Origin of the sequence: Sphingomonas sp. 1185 (assembly GCF_040544655.1) — a bacterium.
Taxonomy (GTDB): domain Bacteria; phylum Pseudomonadota; class Alphaproteobacteria; order Sphingomonadales; family Sphingomonadaceae; genus Sphingomonas.
Window position 1 is genome coordinate 53,456 of sequence record NZ_JBEPKL010000024.1, and the last position, 12,896, is coordinate 66,351.

Consider the following 12,896-nt stretch of genomic DNA (forward strand, 5'->3'; position numbering starts at 1 on the left):
GCGCCGACGGATGGGGATGCGAGCGATGAGCAGGAACTGGATGGCGGGCTTGCTGGCGACGGCGGCGATGGCGGCGGGCATGGCCCCCGCGATGGTCGGCGCGCAGGCGATGATCATGGATGGCCCGCGCGGCCGTCCCGAGGGCGGACCGCGCCCCGGCGGCCCCGGCCCCGCCCCCGGTCCGGGCAATCCGGGCGGCCCGGCTGGTCGGCTGGAGCGCAGCGAGGGGCGGCCGATCTTCCACGACCGCGAATCCTTTCCCGAGAACCGCCCGGCCTTCCGCCCGGACCATGCCGAGGCGCCGCGCCCGCAGCGTGCCGAGCCCAGCCCCCCGCCTGGCCGCCCCGGCGGCCCCGATGGCGGACCACGCGACTATGACCGCCCCGGCCCCGACGGACCCGGCCCGGACCGGCCGCGCCCCGATCGCGGCGACTGGCGCGGCGACCGCCCGCGCGACCCGGCGGGCTGGCGGACGCCGGACGACGACCGCCGCCAGCAGGAATGGCGTCAAAGGGAATGGCGGGACCAGGCACAGAACCAGCGCTGGCGCGACGAGGAACGGCGTCGGCGCGAGGATCGCGATCGCTGGGGCCGTAGCTTCGGCGACTGGCGGGATCAGAACGACCAGAATTACGGCTTTGCCGAACGGCGCGCCTGGGCCGATCAGTGGAACCGCAGCTGGCGTCGCGACCGCCGCTATGACTGGCTGGGCTGGCGCTCGCTCAATCGCGGCACCTATCACCTGCCCCGCTATTATTCGCCCTATGGCGGCTATGGCTATCAGCGTTTCTCCAGCGGCGTGATCTTGGAGCCGATGTATTTCGGCCAGAGCTATTGGCTGGACGATCCCTATGCCTATCGCCTGCCACCCGCTTATGGCTCGTATCGCTGGGTCCGCTATTATAATGATGCGGTGCTGGTCGACCTGCGCAGCGGGCTGGTGGTCGACATCGTGTACGACATCTTCTGGTAATGGCGGGACGGAGGGGGTTCACGCGCCCCCTCCGTCTCCAGCCTCTTGTCTTTGGCGGCCCATCGTCGCACATCCGGGGCATGTCGTTGTTTTCGAGGAAGCCGAAGGGCAATCCCGCCGCCTCCCCCGTCCGCGCCCGCTTCGGGGTCAGCGTGCCCGAACGGCTGGACGCCAACCCCGCGGTCCAGCGCGTGGTGACCGACACCGCGCAAATCTATTATCAGCATGACTTCCTTACGCCAGCCCAGTGCGACGCGCTGATCGCGATGATCGATTCCAATCGTCGCCCCTCGACCCTGTTGTCCGACCGGCCCGACTACGGATTCCGCACCTCGGAAAGCTGCGACATGAATCGCTGGTCCCCCGATGTGCAGCCGATCGACGAATCGATCGCCGATCTGCTCGGCATCGCCCCCGAACAGGGCGAGACGATGCAGGGCCAGCGTTATGCCCCCGGCCAGCAGTTCCGCGCGCATCACGACTATTTCCACGAAAGCGAAAGCTATTGGGAAAAGGTCCGGGTCCATGGCGGCCAGCGCACCTGGACCGCGATGATCTATCTGAACGACGTGCCGGAGGGCGGCGCGACCTGGTTTCCGCAGGCGGGCATCCGCGTCGCGCCGCGCCGGGGCCTGCTGCTCGCCTGGAACAACATGAAGCTGGACGGCAGCCCCAACGAGATGACCCTGCACGAAGGAATGCCGGTGGTCGAGGGCGTCAAATACGTCATCACCAAATGGTTTCGCGAGGGCAACTGGGTCAGCTGACCCGGCGGCCCCTGCCCTCCCCCATCCCCCCGCCCCATCCCCCCTTGTCGCGACTCCGCGCGGCATGGCATGGCGTTCGCGTGACGTTCTCCGCTTTCGCCGCTCGCCCATGACCGAAGTCCTCGGCATCGGCCAATCGATTCTCGGCCAGCCCTGGCGCTGGCGTGCCCTGGCCGCCGATGCGCGCGACGGGCTGGGCCATGACGATCTGGTCGCGCAGCTGTTGCTCGCGCGCGGCTGCCCACCCGATGCGGTCGAGGAGCATCGCACGCCTTCGATCCGGGGGTTCATGCCCGATCCCTCGATCTTCCGCGATATGGACCGCGCCGCCGCGCGCCTGGCCGATGCGGTGATGGCGCGAGAGGCGGTCGCCATCTTCGGCGATTATGACGTCGATGGCGCGACCTCGGCGGCGGTGATGGTCCGCCTGCTGCGCGACCTCGGCCTGGCGCCCCGCGCCTATATCCCCGACCGTCTCAGCGAAGGCTATGGCCCGACCGCGGCGGCGCTGCTGCGCCTCCAGGCGGAGGGCGCGAACCTGATCGTCACCGTCGATTGCGGCGCGCAGGCGTTCGAGCCGCTCGCCGCCGCCCAGGCCGCCGGGATCGAGATACTGGTGGTCGACCACCATAAATGCGCCACCGAGCTGCCGCGCGCCCATGCGGTGGTGAACCCCAACCGGCTGGACGAGACCGAGGGCGCGGCGCACGGCCATCTGGCGGCGGTCGGCGTCTGCTTCCTGCTGGGCGCGGCGCTGATCCGGACGCTTCGCACCCGCGGCTTCTTCGCCGACCGGGCCGAGCCGCGGCTGCTCGACCTGATCGACCTCGTCGCGCTGGGCACGGTGGCCGATGTGGCCCCCTTGCGCGGCCTCAACCGCGCCTTCGTCGCCCAGGGGCTGAAGGTGATGGCGCAGCGGCGCAATATCGGCCTGGCCGCGCTGACCGAGGCGGCACGGCTGACCCGCGCACCGACCTGTTCCGACCTCGGCTTCGCGCTGGGTCCGCGCATCAATGCGGGCGGGCGGGTCGGTCGCGCCGATCTGGGGGTGCGGCTGCTCACCACCGAGGACCCCGCCGAGGCGCGCGCCATCGCCGAGGAGCTCAACCATTTCAACGACGAACGCCGCGCGATCGAGGCCGGGGTTCAGGCCACCGCCGAGACCATCGTCGACCGCGCGCGGCAGGTCGCGGTCGTCTCCGGCGCGGGTTGGCATCCCGGCGTCATCGGCATCGTCGCGGGGCGGTTGAAGGAAAAGCTCGACCGCCCCGCCATCGTCATCGCCATCGACGAGCATGGGATCGGCAAGGGATCGGGCCGCTCGATCACCGGGGTCGATCTGGGCGCCGCCATATTGTCCGCCAGGGAACAGGGGCTGCTGATCGCCGGAGGGGGCCATGCCATGGCGGCGGGCCTGACGGTGGAAGCGGATCGGATCGCCGAGTTCGCGGAATTTCTGGAGGATCGCCTGGCCGAAGCGGTGGTCCGCGCCAGCGCGGGCCGCGCACTGCTGGTCGACGCCGTGCTGGCCCCCGGCGGGGTCAATCCCGCTTTGGTCGGCGCGATGGAGGCGGGCGGCCCTTACGGCATGGGCTGGCCCGCCCCGCGCATCGCCGCCGGCCCCTTCCGCGTGATCCGCGCCGATCTGGTCGGAACCAACCATGTCCGCGCCATCGTCGCCGGGGCGGACGGCCGCAGCCTGAAGGCGATGGCCTTCCGCCAGGCCGACACCGCGCTGGGTCAGGCTTTGCTGGGGGCCGGCAGCACGCGCCGCCTGTGGCTGGCAGGCCGCGCCAAGGTCGACGATTGGTCGGGCCGCGACGTCGCGGAACTCCATATCGAGGACGCCGCATGGGCCGACTGAAAAAAGTTGTTGACCGATTCCACAACCTCCCTTAGAGGCCCCTCCACGCCACCCGGCGGCCCCTTCGTCTAGCGGTTAGGACGCGGCCCTTTCACGGCTGAAACACGGGTTCGATTCCCGTAGGGGTCACCATCCGCAGAAATCTGCGGATTTTGACTGATGCGATTTGGCTTTTTGCCCCCGCCAGCTTGTGGTTTTTGCCCCCTTCCTTATTTCCACGCCAAGCAATCCCTTTCGGGCCTCAGATTCCGATTGTTCTGTTTTGGATCCTTTAATGGAAGTGTTGATAGAAATTAGCCATTTATCCACCTTGACGACGCCAACGTCAGTGTGGTCATTTTTATCATGGCTACATCAGCTTCATTTGCTCATCTTCCCCCAAGCTGCCCTCCAGCAAATTGTCAGTCACATATACTGATTGGCGTCTGGCGACTTCTGTCGGGGACCTCACCAGTGGCATACGATTGGCAATCGCACGATACACGCGGCAAGCCGCTTCCACCTAACGCCGACCCTTGCGAATGGGCATCCGTCTCCCTGATGAAGAACCCAAAAGCTGCTAGAAAATTGCGAAATCTTCAGCACCTCACTCACGCTGCTGAGCTAACTATACCTGCCGGGTCTGGAGCGCATTCGTCGGCGGGAAACCATATCCATTTCTGGCCCGCTGCGGGGGTCGCTTTGTCGGCCTTCGTGACCAATGTTGCAGGAATCTGACGATGCTGCCACCCAACGCAACGGGTCGATATGAGCAATCTTTGTTCTTCTTCGAAGAGCCGGAGATCGTTGTTATTGACCTTGGCAACCGGAGCAAAGTTGTTGCCGTCTCCACCAGAAATATAGGCGGAAACGGCTACTTCGGGGCCAAGGTTAGCATTGCACAATTTAGACATTACCTCGAAGAGCGGTTTGATCTCCGCTATTTAATGCTTCGGCCAGATCGGTGGACCTGGTATGAGTTTTTATTACCAGCCGACCCTTCCGCACGTGTACAGTTGACAAACGTTGAACTAAATCGCGCTCGGATTGAAAACTTCATTCCCGAACAGGGCTTTTTCTCACGGGAGCACACTGAAGCCTATCGCGGGTTCCAGTTTGAGAAGCGAGACATCCAGCGTTTCGAAGTCGATGGCCAGTGGAGCATGAATGACTTCGGCCGCCTCCACTCGCAAATCGCGGATCTGTATGCGCTGACCAAGAGCGTTGATGCCTTTGCCGATGCCCAAACCCCACAAAACCACAAAAGAGACATCGTCGAATCTTTTGTGAAGCCTTTCCGGGGCGGCGGAAGCTACCTCAGCCTTTTCCGTTCACTAGCAAAAGCCGGGGGCGAGGATGCGAGGCCGGATATCAAAGCTATCCAGTGGGCTTCGCCGGGCTATATTGACGTTGTTGGCGACGCCGACGCATTCGATCGTCTAATAAGCTTGGTGGATCATTATTCTCAAAACGAAGTAGCAATAAAAAGCAACTACGATCACTTGTGGAGTTACCTGCAAGAGACAGGCCTACTTAAGCGCTCACTAGCCCTGGGGCTGACGCAACCTTACGTTGTTACCGAAATCGAGAATCGCGCGCGTCAGCTTGGCAGCGTTCTTGGCGTAACGTCTTATCCCACGCTTCTCTCAATGGCGGGTGGAGATGCTCTAGTTTCGGCAAAGGCGCTACTGGCGGCCAGTAGACGGATCGAGAAACTATTCAGGTTTTTCGTCGAAGGCCGAGTATCCGTACAGGGTACTACAATAGGCTGACGTTTTTAGGCATGATGGTAGCGCCGGTTAGCTTTGCGGCAGCGCCGCGCGCTATCATCAATGCTCTAGTTCTCTTACCGTAATGGCGCACGATCTCAGGCGACATACCGAGGATAGCGCCCACTTCGCTATCATTCAGCCCCGTCTCCAGTAGGTAGCAGCAAGCGTTCTTACGCAGGCCGTGGAACGTGAAGGTCGCGCCATCCTTGATCGTCTCGCGCGCGATCAGATCCTGCAACACTTCGCGCACCGGCTCCTTGTCCATCAGTTTGCGCAAGCGCTCCTGGATAGCGGCGGTCGTTTTGAACGGCGCCCCCGTGCGTTCGTACAGCAGCGTCACCGACTTTCGCGGCAGCTTGGCTAACTCCTCGATCCATAGCGGGTGCATTGGTACCGCGACGTCTTTCGTCACGCCCCCCTTGCGAACCTTCTCCTGGGTGAACTCCATGATGCCAGCCGTGATCCAGCCATATTGCATGCGGATGCAATCGCCGATCCGCTGCCCCGAACAAAGGCCAGTGATAATCGCCAGCCGGGTCATTGGCGTGGCTTCTTCCAGACATACCCGCAGCAGGTCGACCGGCCACGGCTCATGCTCGCCAGTCTTCAGGACAGGGACTTCATTGGCTGGGTTCTTGTCGATCAGGCCCAGCTTGATCGCGTGGCGCATCAGCGAGCCGAACACGCTGAGCCAAACGTTCGCCTTGCCGGGCGTCTCGGCATAGGCGTCGCGCATCTTGTAGATCATGAAGGGCCGGACACCCGTCACGCTGCGATGGCCGTGTTCGTCGATGATCAACTGGATGTATCGGTCCTGGTTCTCCCGCGTCCGCGCACTTTTAGCCTGCCATTCGACCGAGCCGCGATAGTCCAGCGCCAGCCAGCCGAGCGTCCCGTGCTTCGGCCCGATGCGCGCGGGCGCGGTGCTCGACAGCTGTCGGTAGATCTCGTGGAACGTCGGATCGTCTGCGGCCGGCAGGCGGATATACGTGTCCTTTCCGGCAATCTTGCGTCTGAAATAGAGCTGGCCAGATCCGCGCGGGCGCTCGGTCACATTCCTCAACGTAAGTCGTCCCATGAGCTGTCGCCGTCCTCGCTACGCGCCTGCGCGCGAGGCTGCTTGATGCTGAACTGCTTGGCAATGTGCCGATCGAGCTGGGCGCGTGCCCAAAATACGTTCGCACCTTCTTTCACCCCGATCGCGCCGAAGCGCGTCAGGAAGGTCGACTTCGACACGGACATGTAGACGGCCGCGATATCGGCCGTCATGCGCGCTGGCCAATCCGGCAGGCGCTGAAGGACCTCCGCTTTCACGAGGCCGCCCTCCTTCTCTCCCACTGTTGATAGTCATGCGACAGCCAGATGTGTGGGCCGGAGCCTGCGCACACCGGCTGGTGCTGCCATGCCAGCGCCTCGACCAGTTCGGCCTGCACGGCCGCATCGCGGTTGTCGCGTTGTCTGCGCGCCAGCTCCCGCGCGCGCGCGGCCGCTCGGTCCAGATCCTCGCGCATCTCCTCCCAGGTCGCACCGAAGCGCGTCTGGAAGTCGTTGGGCTCCGGCAGAGCCTCGTCGTTCAAGACCGCGCGCCAGATCGCGACGACCGCGCGCATGACGCGAATCCTTGCGTCGGCGAGCGCCTGGTCCAGCTTCTGAGCTGCAACCATGGCGGGATAACCCTTCTCGCGTTCCGACAGCAGTTGCACGGCCGTGCGGCCGAGGTCCGCCCAATCGCCACGACGACGCGGATACGGATCGTTGCCGACGAAGGTCAGGGGCGGGCGCGTCACGAACGGCGACCCATGACGCGGTGCTTGGCCCCGGCGATAGCCGCATGCGGGTGTCGCCGAGCCGCGTGAAGAGACCGATCGGATCAAGGCTGAGATAGGGCTTGCGCACGTCGAACACGCCCGCGACCAGCTTCACGTCGCCCGCGATGGTCCAGCGCACGCCCGCATCGCGTTGGCTGGTCAGGATGGCGGGCAGCGGCTGGTTGCGGTTGACGGCATTCTGCGGCGGCAGGCCGGTTTCTTCCAGCCCTCGCGTATAGCCGGCGTAGAAGGCGACGCGCTCCCGGCATAGATTGCTCCGGCCACGTTATAGAGCCAGGGCCGGTCCCGTGTTTCCAAGACGGGCTGGTCTGGACGGCGGAAGCGCTTGGCGTAGTCGGTTCTGGACAGCCCGGCGCTGAGTTCGCCGACGCCGCGCCAGCGCCCGGTATAGGCGAAGCCGCCGAACCACTGCCGCACCCGATCCCGGCTATACGCGCCATAGGCGATCGGCGGCTCGGCAAAATCGAGCGGATCGCCCAACCGCACGTCGCCGAAATCGAGGAAGGCGGAGCCGCCGACGCGCTCGTCGCGGGCGCGACCGCGGGCGGACAGGCTGATATTATGAACGCGCGGGCCATCGGCGATCGTGCGGGTCACGCGTAGCTCGCCCGACACCGACACGCGGCGATAGGGCGGGTCGGAAAAGGCGATGTAGCGGGCACGGCCGTTCGGCGTGATTGCGTCGAGGAAGGTGAAGATGTCTTCCTTGCTGGCGGACAGCGAGCGGAACAGGCCGCCCTCGATCTTCCAGCCGCCGGCCAGCGCCGCACTTCCGGTGATCCCGGCCGTTTCCGATGGGCCGGAATAATCCGCCCAGGCGGGCCCGTAGAGGATGCCGCGCCGGATCCGTGGCGGCAGATAGGGCCCGGCCGTGGTGAGCAGCGGACCGATCTGGCTGTCGGCGATGTACGAGCGGCCCCAGAACGGTAGCAGCTCGATGCCCGGGCGGGGCCGCCAGCGCAGCGTCAGCCCCTCAACATGCTGACGACTGGTGGCGCCGTTGTTGAAGACATGATCGTAGAGGCCGAGGCCCGCGCCGAGCGACAATGTGTCGCCGACGAGCGGCAGCTCGGCATCGAACTCCAGGCTCTTGTCGCCCAGGCTGTTGAGGCCGACCGTGGTTGACAGCAGCGCCTCGGTGCCAGGGCGACGTAGGGCGTAGTCGACGACACCGGTCGGTGCGGGGAACAGATAACCCTGCGCCGACAATCCGACCTTGATGCTGGTGGAGCGGCGGATGCGCGGGTTCGGCGGGGTCGCCTGGTCGTAGTAGAGGCCGTCGATCCGCGCGTTGCCGGCGGCGATGGGCGAGAAGCCGCGCACGCTGTCGCTGCTGTAGATGCCGATCGTCTCGCGCCCGATCGTGGTGCCGAACGCATCCTCCGCCTGACGTACGGCGTTCTCCTCCGCCCGGCCCTGCGGCACCGCCGGCAGCGCGGGCGTCGTCTGGACCGGGGGCAGCGGCGCGGCAGGCGCTATCGGCGGTGCCTGGCCCGCTGCCGCTTGCGCAAGGAGCCAAAGGCCGGGGCCAAGCGCGGTCATCGAACCAGCTCGAACCGCCCGCGCTCTGGCGAAAAGCGAACGGCGTCCGTGTCGAACGCGCGACCGACATGGCCCGCCGCGATCAGGTCGGCTGCCGATCCCACGACCAGCCCGCCGTCGCCATCGAGCAGCCATATCGCGTCGGCAAGCTGAAGCGACAGGTCGAGATCGTGGCTGGAGAGCAGCACGGTCGTGCCGGTGGCATGCGCGTGTGCGCGTAGCAGCGCCATCGCCTCGACCCGCCCGGGCAGGTCGAGAAAGGCGGTGATCTCGTCCAGCACCATCAGGCGCGGTGCCTGAGCGATGGCACGCGCGATCATCACCCGCTGCCGCTCGCCATCGGAAAGGCCGTCGAACGGTCGACCTGCGAAGGACGAGGCACCGGCTTGGGCAAGCGCCTCAGTCACCCGCCATCATCGGCCGCTGAGAGCCGTCCCTGCCAGCCGGTGAACGGTTGGCGTCCCATCGAAACGACGTCGGCGACGGTCAGCCCCGGGCTCGACACGCGCTCCGTCAGGACCACCGCGATGGCCCGCGCGCGGGCCTGCGGTCGCATCGCTGCGATATCCTCGTTGCCCAGCAGCGCGCGACCGCCGCGCGCATCCTGCAGGCCGGCAATCGTCCGCATAAGCGTCGACTTGCCAGCACCGTTGCGGCCGAGCACGCAGACGAAGCTGCCCGCCGGGGCCTCCAATGCAAGATCGGCAAGCACGGTGCCGCGCGGGCCGGCATAGCCGACGCTCAGATTGTCCAGACGAAGCATCAGCCGCTGCTCCGCATTGCCGGGGCGAACACGAGAAGCGCGATCACCACCGGCGCTCCTACCAGCGCCAGCACCGCGTTGAGGTGCAGGAAATGCTGTTCCCACGGCAGATGCACGATGAAGTCGGCTCCGAGCGCCAGAAGCGCGCCGGCAAGTGCCGCCAGGGGGATCAGCGGCAGGATACGTGCGGTACGCGCCAGCCAGCGGGCCAGATGTGGAACGATGAGCCCCACGAAGGTGACCGGCCCGCACAGGGCCGTCACCGGCGCGGCGAGCAGCACCGTCGCTGCCAAGGTCATCCGGCGCAGGCGCGGCACATTCGTGCCGAGGCTTGTGGCATAGGTTTCGCCGAGGAGCAGTGCCGTCAGCCCCTTCGCGTTCAGGACCGCCAGCGCCAGTCCGCCAGCGACCGGCAGCATCAGCCATGGCAGGTCGGCGGTGGTCGCCGCCGCGAACGTCCCGTCATCCCAACCCGAGAATACGCGCCCCCCGACCCGGCTGGCGAAGTGCAGTATGACGCTGACCAGCCCTTGCGCGGTGAAGCCCAGCATTAGGCCGACGACAAGGAGCGTGATGTTGCCGACACGGCGGGCGAGCGCGGCCATCGCAGCGGCGGTGACCGCGACACCGATAACCGCGCCGAGCGTGAGGCTCAGTCCTGCAAAGGAGGTCAGCGCAGTAAGTGCCGCCGGACCGGCGAAGGCCGCACCAGCGACGGCGAGTCCGACACCGAGCTGTCCGCCCGCTACAAGCCCCAGCGACCAGGCATCCGCCATCGGATTGCGGAACAGCGCCTGCATCAACGTACCGGCAACGCCCAGCGCGCTGCCCGCCACGACGGCGGTCACGACACGGGGCAGGCGGATCGCCCAGACGATCTCGGAAACGGTGGGATCCCCGGATCCCGTTATCGCGCCGATGACCTCATGCGGCGAGAGGATGACCTGACCATAGCTGAGGGACGCGCCAGCGACGATCAGGATGCCGAAAAGCAGCGCGCCGGCGCCGGTCAGACTACGATCCATGGCCAACCCCCGCGCTGTTCCCCACCCGCTGATCCTGCCGCACCCAGTTCGCGGGCCAGCTGCGCAGTTCGGGGTGCAGCATCCGCGCATAGTCGCGGAGCAGCAGGTCGGGACGCAACGCCGCCGTCTCGAACAGATCGAACGCGTCCGCCTCCGGCTTCACCCTGCCGTCGGCTGCAAACACGCACCCGTCACGCCAGGCACGCATATGCGCGAGGAACCGTTGATCCCCGAACCGCTTTGAGATCGGATCCCGCCACAGCCAGCACTTGGCGTTGCCGCCTTCCGTCAGCAACGTTTCGGATGCCATTTGCATCGTGTCGTCCAAGCGGAGGTCGTCGGGGCGACGCATAACGTTGATGCCGCCCGCATCTTCGAGCAGGCGATTGGCGGCCCCGCGAACCGTCACCATCCAAGTGTCGCCATTCATCCACCAGGCGGAGAGTACGCTGCGCCGGGGCAAGCGAGCCACGGCCCGCCTGATCTGATCGACGCCATTCTGGACCATGGCGGCAAACCGCTCGCCCTGCTGCTCCCGTCCGGTCAGCATGCCGAACAGCCGCGCATATTGCACGGGGCCGAGATAATCCGACTCGTTGGCCATGAAGACGGGGACGACGGGTATGCCCATCGCGATCGCGCGGCGCATGGCATCCGCATGTGCCGGATCACCGATCGTCATGAGGAAGACATCGGGCTTGGCCGCAAGCAAGACGTCGAGATTGGGAGGCGAGTGCCACCCATAGCCGATCTGGCCGATTTCTCGATTTTTCACCCGCCTGCGGATCGAATCGTCGTAAGACTTCGTGCCGCCCACCGCGACCAGTCGGTCCGCCGCCCCGATGGCGCTCAGCAGCGCTTCACTGCCTCCATAATTGACTGCGATACGCTTCACCGGTGTGCGCACCACGACCGCACCCGCGAGATCGCCGGTCAGTGCGGGCGCTTTGATGCTTCGGGGCACGAGCACAACGCGCACCCGCTGCTCCGGGCCGTTTGCGGCCCCACCCCAAGTGACGATGTTGGCGTGCAGATCGACCACTCTGTAGCCGTTCCGTTCGACCACGCTGAAGGTTCGGGTGTGCGGGACCGGAATCGGGCGACCGATGGCGGGTGTATCGGTCGCCTGCTTGCCGCACCCGGCAAGAAGAACGATCAGGAGCGGGAACAGCCAACGCATCAGAAGCTCGCCCTTATTGTTGCCCGGAACTGGCGCGGGGCCGACGGCGTCGCATAGGTCGGCTGTGTGTCTGTCCCGAAGTAGGAGTAGATGTCGCGATCGAGGACGTTCGTCACCGCCAGATCGAGTGCCATTGGCAGGCGCGTAGGCAAGGTTATCGTCGCGCTGAGGTTCAGCAGTTCATAGCCGCCCTTCTCGACGCGATTGTCGCCCGTGATCGGGTAATCGCCATAGACGTAGAGGTCCGCGCGACCGTTCAACCACGACGCGAACCGCCGTTGCGCGCTGAAGTTGAAGATGTGGGTCGGAACGCCGACGGGGCGATTACCGGTCAGGTCGACCTCGCTGGTCGCACCGGGCACCCGGTATTCCTGCCACACCGCATCCACATAAGAGTAGTTGACGGAAACGCTGGTGCCGAAGGCCGGGCGCACGACGGCGGAAAGCTCGACCCCCTGACTGCGGTAGCGTTGCCCGGTCGTTAGAAGGGTCGATGGAGCGTTCGGGTTCGGGTTCGTGGTGGTGACCAGCCGGTTGCGCTGATCGTGGCGGAACAGCGCCGCTTCCCAGGCAAGGATGCCGGAGCCCGTCTTGCCCTTGTAGCCGACCTCGTAGCTGTCGATCGTCATCGGTTTGAGGTCGAGTTGATACAAGGCCGGATCGAAGTAGAAGAGCGGTCCGAAGTTGGAGCTGAAGCCTCGCCCGTAAGAGGCATAAACCGTGCCGCGTGTTCCGTCGCGCTCACCCAGACGATAGGCGACGCTCGCCTTGGGCGAAAAGGCATTCTCCGATGCCGCCAGCCGGCCACCCGCATTGAAGGCCGCCGGGATGGGGCGGAAGACCGCGCGCCGGCGGAAGTCATCATATCGCAGGCCGAGAGTCACGGTCAGCCGATCGCTCGCGGCCCATTCGTCCTGAAAATATGCACCCCAGAAGCGGTTTCGCACCGTCCCGTCGGTAAGGAGAAAATCGCGCTGGAAGCAGGGCGCATCTGCGTTCAGTACAGCTCCGGTCGCGTAACTGATATCGATCTGAAAGAAGCGGAACCGGCATTGCGGCGTGAATCCATATTCGCCGGACCAGAAGTCGCGTTCGTCCATCCGGGCAGGGAGTGTCAGGAATTTCGTGTGCGGGCGGGCGGATGAACATTACGCCGCCATGGCCCGGATGAAACGCTCGCCGAAGATGACGGCGAACTGAGC

13 protein-coding genes and 1 tRNA gene are annotated in these 12,896 nt (G+C 65.5%); 5 read left to right on the forward strand and 9 right to left on the reverse strand.

All coding sequences use genetic code 11. The features are described from left to right. Positions 1 to 25: 25 nt before the first annotated feature. From ABIC44_RS14865 to ABIC44_RS14885, 5 genes are all read left to right on the forward strand, one after another. A complete protein-coding gene (locus tag ABIC44_RS14865) occupies positions 26 to 973 on the forward strand; it encodes an RcnB family protein (RefSeq protein ID WP_354296314.1) in 948 nt (315 codons plus the stop codon). An 80-nt stretch (positions 974 to 1,053) separates the two neighbouring features. Next, positions 1,054 to 1,740 carry a prolyl hydroxylase family protein gene (locus ABIC44_RS14870; RefSeq protein WP_307104391.1) on the forward strand — a complete coding sequence of 229 codons (687 nt, stop codon included), beginning with the start codon at positions 1,054 to 1,056 and terminating at the stop codon, positions 1,738 to 1,740. Between the two features lie 109 nt (positions 1,741 to 1,849). Beyond that, positions 1,850 to 3,604 carry a single-stranded-DNA-specific exonuclease RecJ gene (recJ, locus tag ABIC44_RS14875; protein WP_354296315.1) on the forward strand — a complete coding sequence of 585 codons (1,755 nt, stop codon included), beginning with the start codon at positions 1,850 to 1,852 and terminating at the stop codon, positions 3,602 to 3,604. A 57-nt stretch (positions 3,605 to 3,661) separates the two neighbouring features. Then, positions 3,662 to 3,736, forward strand: a tRNA-Glu gene (locus tag ABIC44_RS14880). Between the two features lie 587 nt (positions 3,737 to 4,323). Continuing rightward, positions 4,324 to 5,355, forward strand: coding sequence for a hypothetical protein (locus ABIC44_RS14885; RefSeq protein WP_354296316.1), 1,032 nt, complete (start codon positions 4,324 to 4,326; stop codon positions 5,353 to 5,355). On the opposite strand, the gene ABIC44_RS14890 is transcribed toward ABIC44_RS14885, so the two are convergent. From ABIC44_RS14890 to ABIC44_RS14930, 9 genes are all read right to left on the reverse strand, one after another. Continuing rightward, entirely contained in the window at positions 5,342 to 6,409 is a 1,068-nt protein-coding gene (locus tag ABIC44_RS14890) for a site-specific integrase (protein WP_354296318.1), read from the reverse strand. The genes ABIC44_RS14885 and ABIC44_RS14890 overlap by 14 nt on opposite strands. Before the next feature lie 5 nt (positions 6,410 to 6,414). Further along, positions 6,415 to 6,669 (reverse strand): hypothetical protein, encoded by a 255-nt coding sequence (locus tag ABIC44_RS14895; protein ID WP_343545561.1) that lies wholly within the window; start codon positions 6,667 to 6,669, stop codon positions 6,415 to 6,417. Next, positions 6,666 to 7,142: a hypothetical protein gene (locus ABIC44_RS14900; RefSeq protein ID WP_354296320.1), complete on the reverse strand. Its 477-nt coding sequence runs from the start codon at positions 7,140 to 7,142 to the stop codon at positions 6,666 to 6,668. The genes ABIC44_RS14895 and ABIC44_RS14900 overlap by 4 nt, the downstream gene beginning before the upstream one ends. Positions 7,143 to 7,322: 180 nt before the next feature. Then, positions 7,323 to 8,726 (reverse strand): hypothetical protein, encoded by a 1,404-nt coding sequence (locus ABIC44_RS14905; protein ID WP_354296322.1) that lies wholly within the window; start codon positions 8,724 to 8,726, stop codon positions 7,323 to 7,325. Then, on the reverse strand, positions 8,723 to 9,133 hold the full coding sequence (locus ABIC44_RS14910; RefSeq protein WP_354296323.1) for an ATP-binding cassette domain-containing protein: 411 nt from the start codon (positions 9,131 to 9,133) through the stop codon (positions 8,723 to 8,725). The genes ABIC44_RS14905 and ABIC44_RS14910 overlap by 4 nt, the downstream gene beginning before the upstream one ends. Next, positions 9,130 to 9,489 (reverse strand): ATP-binding cassette domain-containing protein, encoded by a 360-nt coding sequence (locus tag ABIC44_RS14915; protein WP_354296325.1) that lies wholly within the window; start codon positions 9,487 to 9,489, stop codon positions 9,130 to 9,132. Before ABIC44_RS14915 ends, ABIC44_RS14910 begins: the two co-directional genes overlap by 4 nt. Beyond that, entirely contained in the window at positions 9,489 to 10,514 is a 1,026-nt protein-coding gene (locus ABIC44_RS14920; protein ID WP_354296326.1) for a FecCD family ABC transporter permease, read from the reverse strand. The genes ABIC44_RS14915 and ABIC44_RS14920 overlap by 1 nt, the downstream gene beginning before the upstream one ends. Beyond that, positions 10,504 to 11,694: an ABC transporter substrate-binding protein gene (locus tag ABIC44_RS14925; RefSeq protein WP_354296328.1), complete on the reverse strand. Its 1,191-nt coding sequence runs from the start codon at positions 11,692 to 11,694 to the stop codon at positions 10,504 to 10,506. The genes ABIC44_RS14920 and ABIC44_RS14925 overlap by 11 nt, the downstream gene beginning before the upstream one ends. Next, positions 11,694 to 12,794 carry a TonB-dependent receptor domain-containing protein gene (locus tag ABIC44_RS14930; protein WP_354296330.1) on the reverse strand — a complete coding sequence of 367 codons (1,101 nt, stop codon included), beginning with the start codon at positions 12,792 to 12,794 and terminating at the stop codon, positions 11,694 to 11,696. Before ABIC44_RS14930 ends, ABIC44_RS14925 begins: the two co-directional genes overlap by 1 nt. Between the last annotated feature and the right edge of the window lie 102 nt (positions 12,795 to 12,896).